Below are 20,328 nucleotides of genomic sequence, written 5' to 3' on the forward strand. Positions count from 1 at the left end.
GTGACCACCCCCGAACCGGCCGCCCTGCAGGCCCGGGCGCGCTCGTTCGGGGGAGTCGCGGGGAGCTACGCGGCGCTGCGCCCGACCTACCCCCCGGGCGCGGTGGAGTTCCTGCTGGGCCGTGGAGGGGCGCTGGACGTGCTCGACCTCGGCGCGGGCACCGGGCTGCTCACCGAGGTGGTCCTCGGTCTCGGCCACCGCGTCCGCGCGGTGGACCCGTCACCGGAGATGCTGGCCGAGCTCGCCGCCCGCCTGCCCGCCGTCGCGACGGCCGTGGGCACCGCCGAGCAGATCCCCACGGAGGACGCTGCGGTCGACGCCGTCGTGGCGGGCCAGGCCGCGCACTGGTTCGACCCGGGAGCGGCGGCCCGCGAGCTCCGCCGGGTGCTCCGCCCGGGCGGGTTGCTCGGGCTGGTCTGGAACACCCGCGACGAACGGGTGCCCTGGGTCGGCGCGCTCGGGGAGGTCATCTCCGGCGAGGCGCGCGGGCACGAGGCGGACCGGGCCGTCGTCGACCGCTTCGCCGCCGAGCTCGGGGCCGACGTCGAGGTCGTCGAGTCGGCGGTCGTGCAACGAGTGACCCCCGAGGACGTCGTCGCCGGGATCGCCACGCGCAGCTACGTCGCGGTCATGGACGACGCCCGGCGCGCGGAGTTCCTCTCCGGCATCCGGGAGCTGCTGGGCGAGCACCCCGGCACCCGGGGGCGGACGGAGCTCGAGCTGCCCTACCGGACGCACGCCTACCGGCTCACCCCACGCTGAGCGCGGGTCCGCCCCCTCGACGGTGCGCACTTCCGGGCGCTCGAATTGCGCGTCAGCGAACACCGTCCGCTGGTCACCCCGCGCGCGCCGGCGTATAAGTCGCGCAGCTCGTCCTCGCTCCCGGGCGGTCAGGCGACCTGGCCGTGGTGCAGACCGGTGAGCACGGGCGACCTCCGGGGTCAGGACGGGCGGGTGCCGACGGCGAAGACCCGCCGGAAGGGCAGCAGCGTGGTGCCGTCGGGGCGCGGCGGGTAGGCGGCCCGCAGCGCGGCGGCGTAGGCGTCGGTGAACGCGGCCGCGGCCTCGTCGTCCAACCGGGCGAGGACCGGGCGCAGCACCGTGGAGCGCACCCAGGCCAGCACGGGGTCCGGGCCGCGGAGCACGTGCAGGTACGTCGTCTCCCAGACGTCGGGCACCAGGCCCGCCGCGGTGAGCACCTCGGCGTAGCCGGCGGGCTCCAGCACGGTGTCGGCCCGTGGCGCGACGTCGGCGGTCCGGTCGGCCCACTCCGGGCTCCGGCACAGCTCGGCCAGCAGCGCATGGGTGGGAGCCCGGAAGTTGCCCGGCACCTGCACGGCGAGCCACCCGCCCGGGGGCAGCGCCGCGGCCCAGCGCGCCATGAGTTCGGGGTGCCCGGGCACCCAGTGCAGGGCGGCGTTGCTGACGACGACGTCCACCGGGCCGGGCGGCATCCAGTCGCGCACGTCGCCGAGCCGGAACTCCACCCGCCCGTGCGCGGCGGCGCCGGCGGCGGCGAGCATCTCGCGGGAGGAGTCGACGCCGGTGACGCGGGCGCCCGGCCAGCGCTGCGCCAGCGAGACGGTCAACGAGCCCTCGCCGCAGCCGAGGTCGACGACGGTCCGCGGGGCCTCGGCACCCACCCGGGCGAGCAGCTCGGCGAAGGGGCGCGCGCGTTCCCCGGCGAAGCGGAGGTAGCCGCCGGGGTGCCATGCACCGGCCGGTCCGCCCGCTGGAACTCCGGCACCCGTCACCGCTCGCCACCCTAGTGCGCAGGGTGAACGGCGGTGGAACCGCAGGGATCCGATCAACCCTGCGGAGCGGCGAGGGGCCGGAAACGTCACGGGGGACCGGTACCGTTGCCCCGCTGGGGCCCGCTCCGCCCCGGTGCCCTCCGACTTTGGGAGCCCGCGATTCCGGCCGAGCCGACGCCCCCGGTACCCCCGTCCGACGGGGCTGCCGGTGCTGCCCCGGGGGGCGACGGTCTGCCGCCCGCCGGTACACCGGTGCCGCCGTCCGCGGGCCCACCGCTGATCGAGGTGGCGGAGGACGGCGCGCCCTCGGGCACGTCCTCCTCGGGCACGGCCGACCCGGGCACGGCCGACTCGGGCACGGCCGATTCGGACACGGACGGCTCGGGCGCGGTGGGCACCGCGGCCAAGATCCGCGCGGTGCTGCGGGTGCGCGACTTCCGCAAGCTGTGGTTGTCGACGTTGCTGTCCAGCTTCGGCGACTGGCTGGGGCTGCTCGCCATCACCGTGACCGCGACGCTGACCTTCGAGGACTACGCCGCGCAGAACTTCGCGCTCGCGGGCGTCCTGCTGTTCCGGCTGCTCCCGGCCATCGTGCTCGGCCCGGTGGCGGGGGCCTTCGCCGACCGGTTCGACCGGCGGAAGACGATGGTCGTCACCGACGTCTTCCGGTTCGGGCTGTTCGCCTCGATCCCGATCGTCGACAACCTCATCTGGCTGTTCATCGCCCAGTTCGTCATCGAGGCCTTCAGCCTGTTCTGGATCCCGGCCAAGGACGCCGCCGTTCCCAACATGCTGCGCAAGGACCAGCTGGAGGCGGCCAACCAGCTCTCCCTGGTCACCACCTACGGGGTGACGCCGGTGATCGCGGCGGTCGTGTTCGCGGTGCTCACCAGCGTGGGCAGCAGCGTCAGCGACGTGCTGCCCGGGGTGAACGAGGTGGATCTCGCCCTCTACCTGAACGCCCTCACGTTCCTGGTCGCCGCCGTGGTCATCTGGAACCTGCCCTCGATCAGCGGCCGCCGTGCCGCGGGAGCGGTCGTCGGCCAGCAGGAGAGCTTCCTGGGCTCGCTGGTCAAGGGCTTCTCCTTCGCCGGCCACACCCGGCTGGTCCGGGGCCTGGTCGTGGGCATCACCGGGGCCTTCGTCGCGGCGGGCGCGATCATCGCCACCGGCCAGGCCTACGTCGAAGTGCTCGGCGGCGGGGAGGCGGCCTACGGGCTGCTGTTCGGGGCGGTCTTCATCGGCCTGGGGCTCGGCATCGGGATCGGCCCGAGCGTCGCCCGCGACCTGGCCCGCGAGCGGATCTTCGGGGTGGCGATCGTCGGCGCCGGCATCGTGGTGCTGCTGCTGTCCTGGTCCTTCGCGCTGTGGATCTCGCTGCTGCTCGTGGTCTTCATGGGGTTCTTCGCCGGCATGGCCTTCCTGGCCGGCATCACCCTGATCGGCACCGAGGTCGAGGACGAGATCCGGGGCCGCACGTTCGCCATCGTGCAGTCCCTGGTCCGGGCGTCGCTGATCATCTCCCTCGCGCTCGTGCCGATCGGGGTGGGCCTGATCGGGCGGCAGGAGCTCGACCTCGGCGCCTTCGCGCTGCCGCTCTCCGGCGAGCGGATCATGCTGTTCGCGGCCGGGCTGCTGGCCGTGGGCGTCGGGCTGGCCGCCTACCGGCAGATGGACGACGGCCGGCCGGTGCCGCTGCTGGCCGACGTCGTCACCGCGCTGCGCCGCGACACCACGGCCCGGCGCCGGCTCGCCGGGGGCGGGGTGCTCATCGCCTTCGAGGGCGGGGAGGGTGCCGGCAAGTCCACCCAGGTGCGCCGGCTGCAGGAGTGGCTCGCCGACGAGGGGCTGACCGCCCGCGCCTCCTTCGAGCCCGGGGCCACCCCGCCGGGGGCGGGCATCCGCTCCATCGTGCTCGACCGGGCCCAGGTGGGCATCGCACCCCGCGCCGAGGCGCTGCTCTACGCCGCCGACCGCGCCCAGCACGTGCACGAGGTGCTGCGGCCCGCGCTCGACGCGGGCGAGGTCGTGATCACCGACCGCTTCATCGACAGCTCGTTGGCCTACCAGGGCGCCGGGCGCACCATCCCGCTCGACGACGTGCGCATGCTCTCCCGCTGGGCCGCGCAGGGGCTGCGCCCCGACCTGACCGTCCTGCTCGACCTGCCGCCCGAGGTGGGGCTCGCCCGCGCCCGCGGCCGGGCCGCCGCCGACCGGCTGGAGTCGGAGTCGCTGGACTTCCACCAGCGCGTGCGGCGGACCTTCCAGGAGCTCGCCGAGGCCGACCCCGACCGCTACCTGGTGCTCGACGCACGGCGGTCCCCGGACGAGCTCGCGGCCGCCATCCGGGTGCGGGTGGCCGAACTGCTCTCCGGGCTGCCGCTGCAGACCCCCGCCCCGCCGGCCGCCCACCCGCAGGTCGCGCCCGAGCTCCGCCGCGACGGCCACGGCGGCCACGACGGTCCCGTGGCGCACCACCCGCACGCCCAGACCGGCGCCACGCCGCAGCTGCACCCGTGACCGCCCCGGTGGTGGCGCCCGACGAGGGCGTCTGGACGCAGGTGATCGGGCAGCCGGCCGTGGTGGCCGAGCTCAGGGCGGCGATCGCCGACCCGACCGCCATGACCCACGCCTGGCTGTTCACCGGGCCGCCCGGCTCGGGACGGTCGGTCGCCGCCCGGGCCTTCGCCGCCGCGCTGCAGTGCCCGGCGGGGGGTGACGGCACCTGCCACCAGTGCCGCACGGTGCTGGCCGGCACCCACGCGGACGTGCACGTGATCGTCCCCGAGGGGTTGTTCATCCGCGTCGAGGAGGCTCGTGACCTGGTGCGCGTGGCCGGCCGTGCGCCGTCCGGCGGGCGCTGGCAGGTCATCATCGTCGAAGACGCCGACCGGATGAATGAGGGCGCGGCCAACGCGGTGCTCAAGATGATCGAGGAGCCGCCGCCGCGGACGGTCGTCATGCTGTGCGCGCCGAGCCTGCACCCCGACGACATCTCCGTGACCGTCCGGTCCCGCTGCCGGGTGATCGGCCTGCGGACGCCGACGGTGGACGCGATCGCCGACGTCCTGATCCGGCGCGACGCCGTCGACCCCGCGCTGGCCGCCTGGTCGGCGGGTGCCTCCGGCGGCCACGTCGGCCGGGCCCGCCGGCTCGCCCGCGACGAGGAGGCCCGGCTCACCCGCAAGGCGGTGCTGGACGTGCCGCTGCGGCTGGTGTCGCTGGCCGCCTGCCTCGACGCTGCCGACGATCTCCTGGGCGCGGCCAAGGAGGAGACCGAGGCGGCCACCGGGGTCCGGGACGCCGCCGAGACCGAAGCGCTGAAGGCGAGCCTGGGCGTGGGCGCCCGCGGGCCCGGCGTGGCGGCCGGCCGGGGCGGTGCCGGGCAGCTGAAGGAGCTGGAGCGCCAGCAGCAGCGGCGAGCCACCCGCATCGGCCGCGACTCCTTCGACCGGGCACTGGTCGACCTCGCCGGGCTCTACCGGGACGCGCTCGTCCGGTGCTCCGCACCGGGGGAGACCCTGCCGCTCAACCACCCCGACCGTCGGGCGGACGCCGAGGAGCTGGGCCGGCGGATCGGGGCGGAGGGGGCGCTGCGCCGCATCGAGGCGATCCTCGACTGCCGCCGTGCGCTGGAGCAGAACGTGAAGCCGCAGGTCGCTCTGGAGGCGCTCACCGTCGCGCTCCGCCTGCCGTCCTGAGGAAGGGTCTCCGACGCTCGCGCCGGACCCTGCAGGAGGGCCACCCCTGCGCCGATCCGGCGGCGCGGTGTCGTAGGCTGTGCGGGCAGTTCGCCGCCTTAGCTCAGTCGGTAGAGCATCTCACTCGTAATGAGAAGGTCGTCGGTTCGATTCCGACAGGCGGCTCGCGCAGCACGGGCCCGTCCACCAGGACGGGCCCGTCGTCGTCCCGGGGTCCGCGGGCGCCGCAGCTCCCCGTCCGCGGGGTCGGCTGACGGCGGCACGCCCCGGAGGGTGTGCCGCCGTCGGTGCGTCCGGCGCCCGGACCCGAGGGTCCCGGCGATCGGTCAGTGGTGCGCGGAACCGTTCTTGGCGCGCTCGATCGAGGCGTTGATCTCGGCCTCGGCGGCCTCGCGGCCCACCCACTCGGCGCCCTCGACCGACTTGCCCGGCTCGAGGTCCTTGTAGGTCTCGAAGAAGTGCTGGATCTCGAGGCGATCGAACTCCGACACGTCCTCGATCTCCTTGAGGTGCGCCACCCGCGGGTCCGTCGCCGGCACGCAGAGGACCTTGTCGTCCCCTCCGGCCTCGTCGGTCATGCGGAACATGCCGATGGCCCGGCACGTGACCAGGCACCCGGGGAACGTGGGCTCCTCGAGGATCACCAGGGCGTCCAGCGGGTCGCCGTCCTGCCCCAGGGTGTTCTCGATGTAGCCGTAGTCCGCCGGGTAGCGGGTGGAGGTGAACAGCATCCGGTCCAAGCGGATGCGTCCGGTCTCATGGTCCAGCTCGTACTTGTTCCGCTGGCCCTTCGGGATTTCTACCGTCACGTCGAACTGCACGGACGTAGTGTGGCCCACGGGGGACGATCCGGTCGGCGCAGGCCCCCCTGTAGGGGGTGGGCACCATCTCGTCGAGCGGCTCGACGATCGTCACGGCCAACTACGGCCGGTTCCGGCGGCGGATGACCATCGGCATCGTCCTGCTCGTCACCCTCCTCGTCGGAGGCGGTGTCGGGCTGGGTGTCTTCCTGGGCACCGACCCGGGCGCGGGGGACGGCGCCGTCGCCGTCCCCGACGCCGTGCTGCCCGACCTCGGCGAGGCCGATCCCGTGCTGGCCGCGCTCTCCGCCGACGCCCCGGTGCCCGACCCCGCCGTCCTCGACGCCGTGCTCACCCCGCTGGTCAGCGGCCCCCCGCTGGGGCCCGGGACGACGGCCCAGGTCGTCGACGTGGCCACCGGTGCGGTCCTCTACGACCGGGACGCCGGGGCCCCGCTGACGCCGGCCTCCACCGCCAAGCTGCTCACCGCCACCGCCGCGCTCACCACCCTCGACCCGGCCGAGACGTTCGAGACCCGCGTGGTGGCCGGCTCGGTGCCCGGTGAGGTGGTGCTCGTGGGCGGTGGGGACCCGACGCTGTCGCGCACCGAGCCCTCGCTGACCTACCCCGGCGCCCCGACGATGGCCGACCTCGCGACCCAGGTGGTCGCCGCGCTCCCCGCCGGTACCCCCGTCACCCGCATCGTGGTCGACAGCTCCCTGTTCAGCGGCGCGCTCACCGCCAGCGGCTGGGGCCCGGGGGACGCGCCCTCCAGCTACGCCGCACCGATCACCGCCACCGCCGTCGACGGCGCGCGGGTCAGCCCCGGGGCGCTCGCGCGCAGCGGCCAGCCCGGCCTCGACGCGGGCGCCGCGCTGGCCGACGCCCTGGGTGCCCCCGGTGCCGCGGTGGTCCTCGGCCAGGCCCCCGCCGGCGCGCGGACCCTCGGCACCGTGGAGTCCGCGCCGGTCGCGCGGCTGGTCGAGCAGGCGCTGTCGCAGTCGGACAACGTGCTCGCCGAGGTGCTGGCCAGGCACGTGGCGCTGTCGCGGGGGGAGCCGGCCACGTTCGAGGGCGCGGCGCGGGCCGTCGTCGCCGCGCTGGACGAGGCCGGGCTCGACGTCACCGGCGTCACCCTGGCCGACGGCAGCGGCCTGTCCCGGGAGGACGTCGTGACGGCCGAGCTGCTCACCGCCCTGGTGCGCGGTGCGGCCGACGGCAGCCTCGGCGACGCCGCCGGGCTGCTGCCCGGCCTGCCGGTGGCCGGCTACGACGGCACGCTCGCCGACCGCGGCGACGACGACCCCACGACCGCGCCGGGCACGGTGCGCGCGAAGACCGGCACGCTGCTGGGCGTCAACGCCCTCGCCGGCACGGTCGTGACCGCGGACGGGCGGCTGCTGGCCTTCGCGGTGGTGGCCGACGAGGCGACCGGCAGCGAGGTGGCCGCGGAGGCCGCCCTGGACCAGTTCGCCGCCACGCTGGCCGCCTGCGGCTGCTAGGAGGACCCCCGCTCGCACGAGTACGGCACAGGTGCGCGGTCCTGTGGGACATCACCACGGGAGCCGAGACTCCGACGCGCCGGCCCCTCACGGATCTCACCGGCCGGCGTGTGCGCTGACGACCCCTTCTGGCCACCCTCGGAATCGGACATCAGCGCGCGCGCTGGTCGGTGTTCGATCGTCTGGTCTGAGCGTGGGCCCGGTCCGATGTCCCACATCCATGCCCACCTGTTTGCCGCACCGGTGCCCGCAGGTTGCGGTGAGCCTCTGGACGGGGCCGGACGGCAACCGGTCGCACGCTCGCGGCGGGCCCCTGCGGCAGGGCCTACGGTGAAGCGATGAGCAGCGCCTCCTCGATGGTCGACTGGGACCTGGCCGGACGTACGGCCCGCCGGCTGGTCAGCGGCGGCCCGAGCACCACCCGGGAGGAGGCCGCCGCGGTCGTCGCCGAGCTGCACCGCGCCGCGGCCACCGCCGTCGCGCACGTCGAGGAGCTCACCGGGCTGCGGCCGGTGCCCGGGGGGCCGGTCCCCGAGGTCGCCGTCGTCGACCGGCCGGGCTGGGCCGACGCCAACGCCCGCGGCATGGCCGCCCTGCTCGACCCGCTGGTCGAGAAGCTGGCCGAGCGCACGGGCAACCGCCCCGGCGCCCTCGCCACCGCGATCGGCTCGCGCGCCACCGGGTTCCAGGCAGGCGGGCTGCTGGCCTTCCTCTCGTCGCGGGTCCTGGGGCAGTACGAGATCTTCGGGACCGGCGGCCGGCTGCTGCTCGTGGCGCCGAACATCGTGGCGACCGAGCGGAAGCTGGGCGTCGACCCCTCGGACTTCCGGCTCTGGGTCTGCCTGCACGAGGTCACCCACCAGCTCCAGTTCACCGGGGTGCCGTGGCTGAGCGGCTACCTCGAGGCGCAGATCGCCGAGTTCGTCGCCGCCACCGACCTGGCACCGGACGTGCTGCGCGAGCGCCTGCAGGACCTGCTGCGCAGCCTCGCCGACGCGGTCCGGGGTGGTGGGGACGGCGCCCCGGAGGGCCTGATGGCGCTCGTGCGCGACCCGCGGCAGCGGGCGGTGCTGGACCGGGTGACCGCGGTGATGAGCCTGGTCGAGGGGCACGCCGAATACGTCATGGACGGCGTCGGCCCCGACGTCGTGCCGTCGGTGCGCACGCTGCGCAAGCGGTTCGCGCAGCGCCGCAAGGGCCGGGGGCCGCTGGACCGGGTGCTGCGCCGGCTGCTGGGCCTGGAGCAGAAGATGAAGCAGTACGCCGACGGCCGGCACTTCGTCGGCGGCGTGGTGGAGCTCGCGGGCATGGAGGGCTTCAACCGGGTCTGGGAGGGGCCGGCGAACCTGCCGCTCGTCGAGGAGCTCACCGCCCCGCACCTGTGGGTCGAGCGGGTGCTCGGGCGCCCCGCCCTGCCCGCCTGAGGCCGGTGGCAGGACCACCCCGCGCGGTCGCGGAGGTGCGGCGCGCGGTCCGCGACGGGCTGCGCGCCGACGACCGGCCGGTGCTCGCCGCCTGCAGCGGCGGAGCGGACTCGGTGGCCCTGGCCGCCGCGCTCGCCTTCGAGGCCCGCCACGCGGGGGCGCGGGTCGGCGGGGCCACCGTCGACCACGGGCTGCAGCCCGGATCGGCCGGGCGCGCGAAGGGCACGGCCGCGGTGCTGCGCCGGCTCGGCCTGGACCCGGTGCTCGTGCTGACCGTCCGGGTGGGGGACGACGGCGGCCCCGAGGGCGCGGCGCGCACCGCCCGCTACGCGGCGCTGGCGACCGCGGCCCGGGAGCACGGCGCCCGCGTCGCGCTCGGGCACACCCTGGACGACCAGGCCGAGACCGTCCTCCTCGGCCTGGGCCGCGGCTCGGGCCCGCGGTCGGTCGCCGGCATGGTGCCCGAGCGCGAGGTCGACGGCGTCGGCTGGTGGCGCCCGTTCCTGGGCGTCCGCCGGGTGACCACCCGGCAGGCGTGCGCCGACCAGGGCCTGCCGGTCTGGGACGACCCGTGGAACGCCGACTCCGCCTACACCCGGGTCCGGCTGCGGACGGAGGCGCTGCCGCTGCTGGAGGAGGTGCTCGGCGGCGGGGTGGCCCCCGCGCTGGCCCGCACCGCGGTGCTGCTGCGGGAGGACCTCGACGCCCTCGACGCCCTGGCGGCCGCGGAGCTCGCGCGGCTGGCGGCCGGGTCCGGGGACGGCGGGCTCCCGGCCCGGCCGCTCGGGGCGCTGCCGGCCGCGCTCCGCCGGCGGGTGCTGCGCGGCTGGCTGCGCGGCGCCGGCGTCCCCGACCTGCAGGCGGTGCACCTCCGCGCGGTCGAGACGCTGGTCACCCGCTGGCGGGGGCAGGGCGTGGTCGACCTACCCGGCGGCGCAGGTGTCGTCCGGGCGTCTGGCACCCTGGTGCTGCTGCCGCCGGAGCACCGGCGCGGCACCCCCGGACCCGCACCCCACGAGGAGCTCACTCCGTGACGGAGCCTGCCAGCACGCCCGGCGCACTCGGTCCCGACCACGGCTACGGCCCGGACATCGACCACGTCCTGCTCAGCGAGGAGCAGATCCGCGAGAAGATCGCCGAGCTCGCCGCGGCGGTCGCCGCCGACTACGCGGGCCGGGAGGTCCTCCTGGTCGGCGTGCTCAAGGGTGCGGTGCTCTTCATGAGCGACTTCGCCCGCGCGCTGCAGCTGCCCACCCAGATGGAGTTCATGGCGGTCTCGTCCTACGGGTCGTCCACCAGCTCCTCGGGGGTCGTGCGCATCCTCAAGGACCTCGACCGGGACATCACCGGCAAGCACGTGCTGGTGCTCGAGGACATCATCGACTCCGGGCTGACGCTCTCGTGGCTGCTGAAGAACCTGGGCGGCCGTGCACCGGCGTCACTGGAGGTCTGCGCCCTGCTGCGCAAGCCCGACGCGGTCAAGGTCGAGGTGCCGGTCAAGTACATCGGCTTCGACATCCCTAACGAGTTCGTCGTCGGGTACGGCCTGGACTACGCCGAGCGATACCGCGACCTGCCCTACATCGCCACCCTGAAGCCCGAGGTCTACCAGTAACTCTGTCGTCCTCCGGACGACGACCGCCACCAGGTGCCGTCCCCCGGTTGCGCTGAGCCCTGTCGTCGCAGCCGGCGAGGACCCTCCGGGCCCGTCACCGTCTCCGACCCTCGCGGGGCGGCTCACCTCGGTGCCGCGACTCCCGACTGCCCCCGGCTCGGGCTCGGCGGCCTCGTCGTGTCCGCCGAGGACCCTCCGGGCCCGTCGCCGGCCACGACACCCGGGCGGGTGGGCTCCCAGCTCGCACGCAGGAGTTCTCCAGGTCCACCGGTGTACCGTCGATCCCGACGACGCTGCACCCGAGCGCCGGGGTCCGTACCCGGGCCGTTCGAGGCGTCCCCGGGACGATCAGGAGGGTCGACGGGCGCCATCCGGCGCCCGGTATCGGTGTATGGAACGCAAGAAGATCTTCCGCTCCGTGTGGTTCTGGGTCGTCCTGGTCATCCTGCTGGCCTTGACCGTCTCCTCGCTGTTCAGCGGTGAGGGCAGCAGGCAGGAGATCACCACCTCGACGGCCCTCGAGCAGATCGAGAGCGGCAACGTCGAGTCGGCGACGCTGAACACCCGGGAGCAGACGCTCGAGCTGGACCTGGCCGACGAGGTCGAGGGCAGCACCGAGGTCGTGACGTCCTACCCCGTGGCGGTCGAGGGCGACATCGTCGACCTCCTGCGCGCCCAGGACGACGAGCAGTTCGACACCAACGTCACCCAGGACAGCCTCCTGGTGAGCCTGCTGGTCAGCTTCCTGCCGTTCCTGATCCTGCTCCTGCTGCTCTTCTGGCTGTTCAACTCCATGCAGGGCGGCGGCCGCGGCGTCATGGCCTTCGGCAAGTCCAAGGCCAAGCAGATCACCAAGGACATGCCGAAGACGACGTTCGCCGACGTCGCCGGCGCGGACGAGGCGATCGAGGAACTGCACGAGATCAAGGAGTTCCTCGCCAACCCGGTGAAGTTCCAGGCCGTCGGCGCGAAGATCCCCAAGGGCGTGCTGCTGTTCGGCCCACCCGGCACCGGCAAGACCCTGCTCGCCCGCGCCGTCGCCGGCGAGGCCGGCGTGCCGTTCTTCTCCATCTCCGGTTCGGACTTCGTCGAGATGTTCGTCGGCGTCGGCGCCAGCCGCGTCCGCGACCTGTTCACCCAGGCCAAGGAGAACTCCCCGGCGATCATCTTCGTCGACGAGATCGACGCCGTCGGTCGCCAGCGCGGCGCCGGCATGGGCGGCGGCCACGACGAGCGCGAGCAGACGCTGAACCAGATGCTCGTCGAGATGGACGGCTTCGACGTCAAGGGCGGGGTCATCCTGATCGCCGCGACCAACCGGCCCGACGTCCTGGACCCGGCGCTCCTGCGCCCGGGCCGCTTCGACCGGCAGATCGCCGTCGACCGCCCCGACCTCGAGGGCCGCAAGAGGATCCTCGAGGTGCACGCCAAGGGCAAGCCGCTCGCGCCCGACGTCGACCTGGAGACCGTGGCCCGCCGGACGCCGGGCTTCACCGGTGCCGACCTGGCCAACGTGCTCAACGAGGGGGCACTGCTCACCGCCCGCAACAACGGCTCGCTGATCACCGACGACACCCTCGAGGAGGCGATCGACCGCGTCATCGCCGGTCCCGAGCGCAAGACGCGGGCGATGAGCGAGAAGGAGAAGAAGGTCACCGCCTACCACGAGGGCGGGCACGCCCTCGTGGCGCATGCACTGCCCAACCTGGACCCGGTGCACAAGGTGACGATCCTGCCGCGCGGCCGCTCGCTGGGGCACACGCTCGTGCTGCCGACCGAGGACAAGTACACCCAGACCCGGTCGGAGATGATCGACACCCTCGCCTACGCCCTCGGCGGGCGGGCGGCCGAGGAGCTGGTCTTCCACGAGCCGACCACCGGCGCGGGCAACGACATCGAGAAGGCCACCGCGATGGCCCGCGCGATGGTCACCCAGTACGGCATGAGCGCCAAGCTCGGCGCGGTGAAGTACGGCAGCAGCGAGTCCGAGCCGTTCCTCGGCCGGGACATGGGCTCCCGCCCCGACTACTCCGAGGCCGTCGCCGCCGACATCGACGCCGAGGTCCGCGCGCTGATCGAGGCCGCGCACGACGAGGCGTGGGAGATCCTGGTCGAGTACCGGCACGTCCTCGACGCCCTGGTGCTGGAGCTGATCGAGAAGGAGACGCTGTCCAAGGACGACATGGCGCGCATCTGCGCGCCGGTCGCCAAGCGCCCCGCCCTCGCGCCGTACAACGGCTTCGGCAAGCGCACCCCCTCGAACGAGCCGCCGGTGCTCACGCCGGCGGAGCGCGCCGGCCAGAACGGGTCGGGCCACGACACCACCCCCGTCGGGGATGTCGGGGCCCCGGTCCAGCGGTGAGCCGGGCCGACCGATGAGCGAGATCCCGGCCGAGCCGGAGGACCAGCTGCTGACCCCGGCCCCCGGGGTCGACCAGGAGCGGGCCGCGGCGGCGATCCGCGAACTGCTGGTCGCGGTCGGTGAGGACCCCGACCGCCCGGGCCTGCAGGACACCCCGGCGCGCGTCGCCCGGGCCTACGCGGAGACCTTCGCCGGTCTCCGGCAGGACCCGTTCGACATCCTCGCGACGACGTTCGACGAGGACCACGACGAACTGGTGCTGGTCAAGGACATCCCGATGTACTCGACCTGCGAGCACCACCTGGTGCCCTTCCACGGGGTCGCGCACGTCGCGTACATCCCCGGGGAGGACGGGCGGGTCACCGGGTTGTCCAAGCTCGCCCGGCTGGTCGAGGTCTACGCCCGGCGCCCCCAGGTGCAGGAGCGGATGACCCGGCAGATCGCCGACGCGCTCAACGACGCGCTGAAGCCGCGCGGCGTCCTGGTGGTCGTGCAGGCCGAGCACCTGTGCATGGCCATGCGCGGCATCCGCAAGCCCGGCTCCTCCACGGTCACCTCCGCGGTCCGCGGCATCTTCCGCGAGAACGCGGCGACCCGCAGCGAGGCGATGGGCCTCGTCCTCGGCCGGTGAGCAGGAGAGGGCGATGACCGCGGCGGAGCTGCCGCGGCCGGGCCGCTGCCTGGTGATGGGCGTCCTCAACGTCACTCCGGACTCCTTCTCCGACGGCGGCTGCTTCGCCGACGCGGGCAGCGCGATCGCGCACGGCCTGGCGATGCACGCCGCGGGCGCGGACTACGTCGACGTCGGCGGCGAGTCGACCCGTCCCGGCGCCGACCGGGTCGACGCCGAGGAGGAGTCCCGCCGCGTCGTCCCCGTGATCCGGGAGCTCTCCGCGGCGGGGGTGCGCACCAGCGTCGACACCACCCGTGCCGAGGTGGCGGAGGCGGCGCTGCACGCGGGCGCGGTGCTGGTCAACGACATCAGCGGCGGGCTGGCGGACAAGAACATGGCCGACCTGATCGCCGAGGCCGGTGTGCCGTGGGTGCTCATGCACTGGCGCGGGCACAGCCGGGAGATGTACGCGGCCGCGCAGTACGGCGACGTCGTCACGGAGGTCTGCGCCGAGCTGACCGCCCGGGTGGAGGACGTCGTCGCCGCCGGCGTGCGTCCCGGGCAGCTCGTGCTCGACCCGGGCCTGGGCTTCGCCAAGCGCGCCGAGCACAACTGGGCGCTGCTCGCCGGGCTGGACCGGCTGGTGATCCTGGGGCTGCCCGTGCTGGTCGGCGCGTCCCGCAAGACGTTCCTGGGCCGGCTGCTGGCCGGGCCCGACGCCCAGCCCCGCCCGGCCGAGGAGCGCGACGCCGCGACCCTCGCCACCACGGTGCTCGCCGCGGAGGCCGGTGCCTGGGGCGTACGCGTCCACGACGCCGCTGCCTCGGTGGACGCCGTCCGAACCGTGGCCGCCGTGCGCGCGGCGAGAGGAGCCGGCCGTGGCCACCCCTGACCGCATCACCGTGCGCGGGGTCCGCGCCCACGCCCACCACGGCGTCTACGACTTCGAGCGCGAGCGCGGGCAGGTGTTCCGCGTCGACGCCGTCCTGGAGCTCGACACTTCGGCGGCCGCGGCCGACGACGACCTGGCGCGCACGGTCAACTACGCCGACCTCGCCCAGCAGCTGCACCACGTGCTGTCCGGCGAGCCGGTCCACCTGCTGGAGACGCTCGCCCAGCGGCTGGCCGACGTCTGCCTCGCCGACGAGCTGGTCGACGCCGTCGAGATCACCGTGCACAAGCCGGAGGCGGAGCTCGGGGTGCCCTTCGACGACGTCGCCGTCACCATCCGGCGCGAGCGCGCATGAGCCGCGCCGTCCTCTCCCTGGGCGCCAACCTCGGTGACCGCGCGAACGAGCTGCGCACCGCGCTCACGGCGCTCAAGGGCGACGGCGTGCTGGTCGCCCGCTCCACCCTCTACGAGACCCCGCCGTGGGGGCCGGTCGAGCAGCCGCCGTACCTGAACGCCATCGCCGTCGTCCGCGGCGACCGGGACGCCGGCGGCTGGCTGGCGCGGGCCCAGGAGCTGGAGGAGGCGGCCGGCCGCACCCGCGAGGTGCGCTGGGGCGCCCGCACCCTGGACGTCGACGTGGTCACCGTGACCGGGGACGACGGCGCGCCGGTGATCTCCGACGACCCGGCCCTGACCCTGCCGCACCCGCGGGCGCACGAGCGGGCGTTCGTGCTGGTGCCCTGGGCGGTCCTGGACCCGACCGCCGTGCTGCCCGGCCGCGGCCGGGTCGCCGACCTGGTGGCCGCGCTCGACCCCGCCGACGTGGCGGCGGTCGTGCGCTGGGACCACCTCCACTAGGCGCCGGCCGTGACCCCCGTCCGCCGCCGCGACCTCGTCGTCCTCGCGCTCGGGCTCACGCTCGCCGCGTGGCTGCTGGTCCGTGCCTGGTACGGGGACCTGCCGCCGCTGCGCTGGTGGCTGCCGGCGCCGGTGGCCGTCCTGGCGCTCGCCGAGGCGCTGGGGGCGCGGGTGCTCCGCACCCGGCTGCAGGCGTTGCGCGAGGCGCGGGCGGGCCGGGGCCCCACCGGGCGCGATGCCGCGGGCGTCCGCCCGGTGGAGCCGATGCTGGTCGCGCGGCTGGCGGTGCTGGCCCAGGCCAGCGCCTACGTGGGTGGGGTCTTCACCGGCATCTGGCTCGGCGTGCTCGCCTACGCCGGCCCCGCGGTCGGCCGGCTGCAGGCGGCCGGGAGCGACACGGTGACCGCGTCGCTGGGCCTGCTGGCCTCCCTCGCCCTGGTCGCCGCGGCGCTGCGGCTGGAAACCGCCTGCCGGGTCCCGCCCGGCTCGGCCGACGACGAGCCGTCCCCGGGGGTGGCGGCCTAACCGGATCGGGTGCCGCGCAAGAACGGTCAAGCGCCGGCGCCGGTCGAGCCAGCACCCTGGACGCATGACGGGACGTGACCGGCTCCGCGAGCTGCTCGACGCAGTGCTGGACGAGGAGAACCACACCCTCGCCGAGATGGCCGGCGACGCGTACGCCTCGCCGTTCCACTTCAGCCGCACGCTGTCCCGCGACGCCCGCGAGGCGCCGGTGGCGATGCGGCGGCGGGTGATGCTGGAGCGCGCCGCCTGGCAGCTGCAGCAGGGCAGCAGCGTCACCGACGCCGCATGGGCGGCCGGCTACGAGTCGGTGGAGGGGTTCAGCCGGGCCTTCACCCGCGCCTACGGCCGGCCGCCCAGCGCGGTCGACGCCGGGTCCGGGCACTGGCTGCCGGCGCCCAACGGCATCCACTTCCACCCGCCCACCTCCCTGTGGGTGCAGAGCACGGAGCACGCGATGAACCCGCTCACCGAGCAGCTGGTGGCCCACGGCCTCGACGACACCCGGTACCTCATCGACGTGGCGAAGGGGCTCACCGACGAGGCCTTCCGTGCCCAGCGGCTGCCCGGCCTGGTCGTGCTGCCGTGGGACGGCCCGGAGGAATCGGTGCAGACCGTGCTCGAGCACCTGGTGTTCACGGTGGAGGTCTGGCTGGCCTCGATCGAGGGCCGCGACCTCCCCGAGCGGGCCGACGACCCCGACGCCGCCGCGCTGCTGGCGCGGCACGACGCGGTCGCCCCGCGGTGGCTCGCCACGGTGCGGGAGATCGACCGCCGAGGCGGCTGGGACGACCGGCTGGTCGACGCCCTCTGCGACCCGCCGGAGAGCTTCGTGCTCAGCAGCGTCGTCGCGCACGTGCTCACCTACTCGGCCCACCGGCGCCAGCTGGTGCGGCACCTGCTGCGGACGGCCGGCCACGAGGCCGGTACCGGCGATCCCATCCTCTGGCTCCGCGCGCGGCGCGGCGACACCCCGGGAGGCACCCCGTGCTGACGTACCACACCGCCACCACCCTCGATGGCTGGATCGCCGACCCCGACGACTCCCTCGAGTGGCTCTTCCGCCAGAAGCAGGGCGACGCCGGAGAGCTCGGCTTCGACGCCTTCATGGCCCGGGTCGGCGCCCTGGTCATGGGCCGCACGACCTACGAGTGGGTGCTGGAACACGAGAACGGGTCCTGGCCGTTCACGCTGCCGACCTGGGTGATGACCCACCGCGAGCTGCCGGCGGCCGGCCGCGACGTCCGGTTCACCTCCGGCGACGTCCGCACCGTGCACGCCGAGATGACCGCCGCGGCGGGCGACCGGGAGCTCTGGCTCGTCGGCGGGGGAGACCTGGCCGGCCAGTTCGCCGAGGCCGGGCTGCTCGACGAGGTCGTCGTCTCGATCGCACCGGTGACCCTCGGCGCGGGGCGACCGCTGCTGCCGCGGCGGCTGGACCTCGAGCTGGTGGAGGCGGCGGTGAACGGCTCGTTCGTCAGCGCCCGGTACCGCGTGGCCGGCCCGCTGCTGGAGGACCGCCCGCGTTAGGCGGAGGCGGCGCCGGCGGTCTCGGGGACCCGGCCCTCCACCGAGCGGCGCAGCGCCGAGTGCAGCGACTCGGGGGTGAGGACGCCGAGGAACTGGTCGCCGTCGAGGACGGCGACCCAGCCCGCCTCGTGCTGCAGCATCGTCGCGAACGCCGCCTTCAGCGATGCGTCCCGGGGCACCCAGGCCTCCATGCGCCGGGCCGCGGCGCCGACGGTCCCGGTGCCGGCGGCGCGGTCCAGCGACAGCCAGCCGTGCAGGTGGTCGGCGTCGTCGAGGACCACGGCCCAGCGCGCACCGGAGCGCTGCAGCGCCGCCCGTGCGTCGGCCAGCCCGTCCTCGGCGTGCAGCACCGGAGGGTGCTCCAGGTCCTCGGCGTCGATCCCGGTGACGGCCAGCCGCTTGAGGCCGCGGTCGGCGCCGACGAAGTCGGCCACGAAGCCGTTCGCCGGCCGGCCCAGCAGGTCGGCGGGCGTGGCGAACTGCTCGACCCGGCCACCTTCGCTCATGACGGCGATGCGGTCGCCGATGCGCACGGCCTCCTCGATGTCGTGGGTGACGAACACGATGGTCTTGCGCACGGTGGCCTGCAGCCGCAGGAACTCCGCCTGCAGCCGCTCGCGCACCACCGGGTCGACGGCGGAGAACGGCTCGTCCATCAGCAGCACCGGGGGGTCGGCCGCCAGCGCCCGGGCCACGCCGGCCCGCTGGCGCTGCCCGCCGGAGAGCTGCCCGGGGTAGCGGTCGCCGTGCACCGCCGGGTCCAGGCCCACGGTGGCGAGCAGCTCGTCGACCCGCGCCCGGGTCTCCTCCTTGCCCCAGCCCAGCAGCCGGGGGACGGTGCCGACGTTCGCGCGGATCGTCTGGTGCGGGAAGAGCCCGACGTTCTGGATCACGTACCCGATGCGGCGGCGCAGCTCCACCGGGTCGGCGCGGGTGACGTCGTCGTCGCCGATGACGATGCGGCCGGTGGTGGGCTCGATGATCCGGTTGATCATCTTCATCGTGGTCGTCTTGCCGCAGCCGGAGGGGCCGACCAGCACGGTGAGCTCGCCCGCCGCGAAGGTGAGGTCGAGCTCGGCCACCCCCACGGTGCCGTCGGCGTAGACCTTGCTCACGCCGTCCAGCCGGATCTCCACCGCCTCGCCGGATCCGCTCGCGGACCGGGGAGCGTGCGCAGTAGCGTCCACGGGGTGGTCCTCCTGGTGTGCGCCCGGTGCTGAGCGCCGAAGCGGGGACGTCCGCGGTCCTCGCCGCGGACGCGGCGCCGAATCCCTGGTTCGACGCAACCTATGTGGTCGACAACTGGGACACCATTCTGCGGTACCTCGGCGAGCACGTCAGGCTGACCGTCGCCGCCGTCGTGATCGGGGCCCTGATCGCGCTGCCGCTGGCGCTGGTCGCCCGCCGCGTCCGGTGGCTGGCCGGCCCCGTGCTGGGCTTCTCCTCGATCGTCTACACGATCCCGTCGCTGGCGATGTTCGCCCTCATCTTCCCGTTCACGGGGCTGACGGCGACGACGGTGCTGGTGGGGCTGGTCGTCTACTCGCTGGTGATCCTGGTGCGCAACTTCCTGACGGGGCTGCAGGGCGTGCCCGGTGACGTGCGCGAGGCGGCGCAGGGCATGGGCTACGGCCGGTTCCGGCTGTTCTGGCAGATCGAGCTCCCCCTGGCCCTGCCGGCCTTCATGGCGGGGCTCCGCATCGCCACGGTGTCCACCGTCGCACTCACCACCGTGGGGGTGCTGGTCGGTCACGGCGGGCTCGGGCAGCTGATCTTCGGCGGCTTCAACTCGAACTTCTACCGGGCGGAGATCGTCACCGGGGCGGTCGGCTGCGTGCTGCTGGCGCTCGTCGCCGACCTGCTGCTCGCCGGGGCCGAACGCTTCCTCACCCCGTGGGCGAGGGCGCGGTCGTGACCGGCTTCGGTGACGCGGTCGTCTACCTCAACGACCCGTTCAACTGGACCCGGCCCGGCGGGCTGCTGGACCTGCTCGTCGAGCACCTGGCCGTCTCCGGGACCGCCGTCCTCGCCGCGCTGGTCCTCGCGCTCCCGCTGGGCATCGCGCTGGGCACCAGCGGGCGCGGCGGGGGAGCGGTCGTCGTCCTGTCGAACGTGAGCCGGGCGGTGCCGACGCTCGCGCTGCTCACCCTCTTCGCGGTCAGCCCGATCGGCTTCGGCAACCGGGCCACGGCGATCGCCCTGGCCGTGTTCGCGTTCCCCCCGATCCTGACCAACACCTACGTGGGGTTCCGCGGCGTGGACGGCGACGTCCGGGAGGCGGCCCGTGCCATGGGCATGACCCGGGGTCAGGTGCTGCGCCGGGTGGACCTGCCGCTGGCGCTGCCCCTGGTCATGACCGGCGTGCGCACCGCCGCCGTGCAGGTGGTGGCCACGGCGGGGCTCGCCGCCCTCGTCGGCGGGGGCGGCCTGGGGCGGGTGGTCAACCTCGGCTTCGGGCAGCAGGACTACGGGCTGATCATCGCCGGCGCGATCCTCATCGCGGTGCTGGCGCTGCTCACCGAGCTGGTGCTCGTGGGGCTCACCTGGGCGGTGCGGCCCGGCCCGCGGCGGTTGCCCTTCGTGCCGGGGCGGCGGCGGACCGTGCGCGGCGAGCCCGAGCTGACCGCTACCGGCGTGCCCCAGTGATCACACCTCGGTAACGAAGCTCCCAGGGGCGGGAACCCGATTGCGTCGTGCACAACGGGACGGTTCGATGGAGCGCGCGGGAATCCTCCCGCCAGACACGCGTGCCGGT

The 20,328-nt window shown here is 74.8% G+C and carries 20 protein-coding genes and 1 tRNA gene; 18 read left to right on the forward strand and 3 right to left on the reverse strand.

All coding sequences use genetic code 11. The features are described from left to right. Positions 1-762, forward strand: a complete 762-nt coding sequence (locus tag BMW62_RS02905) for a class I SAM-dependent methyltransferase (protein ID WP_244523802.1) — start codon at positions 1-3, stop codon at positions 760-762. A 179-nt stretch (positions 763-941) separates the two neighbouring features. Here BMW62_RS02905 and BMW62_RS02910 read toward each other — a convergent pair whose 3' ends face one another. Then, positions 942-1,754 (reverse strand): trans-aconitate 2-methyltransferase, encoded by an 813-nt coding sequence (locus BMW62_RS02910; RefSeq protein ID WP_091929327.1) that lies wholly within the window; start codon positions 1,752-1,754, stop codon positions 942-944. 252 nt (positions 1,755-2,006) lie between these two features. Here BMW62_RS02910 and tmk point away from each other — a divergent pair, with 252 nt between their 5' ends. The 3 genes from tmk to BMW62_RS02925 all read left to right on the forward strand — a co-directional run bounded on the left by tmk (position 2,007) and on the right by BMW62_RS02925 (position 5,620). After that, entirely contained in the window at positions 2,007-4,274 is a 2,268-nt protein-coding gene (gene tmk / locus BMW62_RS02915; RefSeq protein ID WP_244523803.1) for a dTMP kinase, read from the forward strand. Beyond that, entirely contained in the window at positions 4,271-5,455 is a 1,185-nt protein-coding gene (locus BMW62_RS02920; RefSeq protein ID WP_091929328.1) for a DNA polymerase III subunit delta', read from the forward strand. Before tmk ends, BMW62_RS02920 begins: the two co-directional genes overlap by 4 nt. A gap of 92 nt (positions 5,456-5,547) precedes the next feature. Next, a tRNA-Thr gene (locus BMW62_RS02925) sits at positions 5,548-5,620 on the forward strand. Positions 5,621-5,781: 161 nt separating this feature from the next. On the opposite strand, the gene BMW62_RS02930 is transcribed toward BMW62_RS02925, so the two are convergent. After that, entirely contained in the window at positions 5,782-6,276 is a 495-nt protein-coding gene (locus BMW62_RS02930) for an inorganic diphosphatase (RefSeq protein WP_091929329.1), read from the reverse strand. A gap of 56 nt (positions 6,277-6,332) precedes the next feature. Between BMW62_RS02930 and dacB the strand changes: the two genes are divergently transcribed. The 12 genes from dacB (at position 6,333) to BMW62_RS02990 (ending at position 17,573) form a co-directional block, all read left to right on the forward strand. After that, positions 6,333-7,757 carry a D-alanyl-D-alanine carboxypeptidase/D-alanyl-D-alanine endopeptidase gene (gene dacB / locus BMW62_RS02935; protein WP_091929330.1) on the forward strand — a complete coding sequence of 475 codons (1,425 nt, stop codon included), beginning with the start codon at positions 6,333-6,335 and terminating at the stop codon, positions 7,755-7,757. Between the two features lie 338 nt (positions 7,758-8,095). Beyond that, complete coding sequence (locus BMW62_RS02940) at positions 8,096-9,181, forward strand: zinc-dependent metalloprotease (protein WP_091929331.1); 1,086 nt, start codon at positions 8,096-8,098, stop codon at positions 9,179-9,181. A gap of 5 nt (positions 9,182-9,186) precedes the next feature. Continuing rightward, complete coding sequence (tilS, locus tag BMW62_RS02945) at positions 9,187-10,215, forward strand: tRNA lysidine(34) synthetase TilS (RefSeq protein ID WP_091929332.1); 1,029 nt, start codon at positions 9,187-9,189, stop codon at positions 10,213-10,215. Then, complete coding sequence (hpt, locus tag BMW62_RS02950) at positions 10,212-10,796, forward strand: hypoxanthine phosphoribosyltransferase (RefSeq protein ID WP_091929333.1); 585 nt, start codon at positions 10,212-10,214, stop codon at positions 10,794-10,796. The genes tilS and hpt overlap by 4 nt, the downstream gene beginning before the upstream one ends. A 391-nt stretch (positions 10,797-11,187) precedes the next feature. Beyond that, positions 11,188-13,158, forward strand: a complete 1,971-nt coding sequence (gene ftsH, locus BMW62_RS02955) for an ATP-dependent zinc metalloprotease FtsH (protein WP_091929334.1) — start codon at positions 11,188-11,190, stop codon at positions 13,156-13,158. Positions 13,159-13,171: 13 nt separating this feature from the next. Next, on the forward strand, positions 13,172-13,789 hold the full coding sequence (folE, locus tag BMW62_RS02960) for a GTP cyclohydrolase I FolE (RefSeq protein ID WP_091929481.1): 618 nt from the start codon (positions 13,172-13,174) through the stop codon (positions 13,787-13,789). Positions 13,790-13,802: 13 nt separating this feature from the next. Then, a complete protein-coding gene (gene folP / locus BMW62_RS02965) occupies positions 13,803-14,663 on the forward strand; it encodes a dihydropteroate synthase (protein ID WP_091929335.1) in 861 nt (286 codons plus the stop codon). Next, positions 14,650-15,018: a dihydroneopterin aldolase gene (folB, locus tag BMW62_RS02970; RefSeq protein ID WP_091929336.1), complete on the forward strand. Its 369-nt coding sequence runs from the start codon at positions 14,650-14,652 to the stop codon at positions 15,016-15,018. The genes folP and folB overlap by 14 nt, the downstream gene beginning before the upstream one ends. Continuing rightward, a complete protein-coding gene (gene folK / locus BMW62_RS02975) occupies positions 15,015-15,521 on the forward strand; it encodes a 2-amino-4-hydroxy-6-hydroxymethyldihydropteridine diphosphokinase (RefSeq protein WP_091929337.1) in 507 nt (168 codons plus the stop codon). Before folB ends, folK begins: the two co-directional genes overlap by 4 nt. Before the next feature lie 9 nt (positions 15,522-15,530). Beyond that, the gene (locus tag BMW62_RS02980; protein WP_091929338.1) at positions 15,531-16,046 is read left to right on the forward strand and encodes a DUF3180 domain-containing protein; all 516 of its coding nucleotides are present in this window, start codon (positions 15,531-15,533) and stop codon (positions 16,044-16,046) included. 64 nt (positions 16,047-16,110) lie between these two features. Beyond that, positions 16,111-17,037: a helix-turn-helix domain-containing protein gene (locus BMW62_RS02985; protein WP_091929339.1), complete on the forward strand. Its 927-nt coding sequence runs from the start codon at positions 16,111-16,113 to the stop codon at positions 17,035-17,037. After that, positions 17,031-17,573, forward strand: a complete 543-nt coding sequence (locus tag BMW62_RS02990) for a dihydrofolate reductase family protein (RefSeq protein WP_091929340.1) — start codon at positions 17,031-17,033, stop codon at positions 17,571-17,573. Before BMW62_RS02985 ends, BMW62_RS02990 begins: the two co-directional genes overlap by 7 nt. Here BMW62_RS02990 and BMW62_RS02995 read toward each other — a convergent pair. Then, positions 17,570-18,760: an ABC transporter ATP-binding protein gene (locus BMW62_RS02995; protein WP_091929341.1), complete on the reverse strand. Its 1,191-nt coding sequence runs from the start codon at positions 18,758-18,760 to the stop codon at positions 17,570-17,572. The genes BMW62_RS02990 and BMW62_RS02995 overlap by 4 nt on opposite strands. A 26-nt stretch (positions 18,761-18,786) precedes the next feature. On the opposite strand from BMW62_RS02995, the gene BMW62_RS03000 reads away from it, so the two are divergent. Together BMW62_RS03000 and BMW62_RS03005 are read left to right on the forward strand one after the other, a co-directional pair. Further along, a complete protein-coding gene (locus BMW62_RS03000; protein ID WP_091929482.1) occupies positions 18,787-19,488 on the forward strand; it encodes an ABC transporter permease in 702 nt (233 codons plus the stop codon). Continuing rightward, positions 19,485-20,219, forward strand: coding sequence for an ABC transporter permease (locus tag BMW62_RS03005; RefSeq protein ID WP_091929483.1), 735 nt, complete (start codon positions 19,485-19,487; stop codon positions 20,217-20,219). Before BMW62_RS03000 ends, BMW62_RS03005 begins: the two co-directional genes overlap by 4 nt. Positions 20,220-20,328 lie beyond the last annotated feature (109 nt).

The organism is Blastococcus sp. DSM 46786 (genome assembly GCF_900109665.1).
Classification (GTDB): domain Bacteria; phylum Actinomycetota; class Actinomycetes; order Mycobacteriales; family Geodermatophilaceae; genus Blastococcus; species Blastococcus carthaginiensis.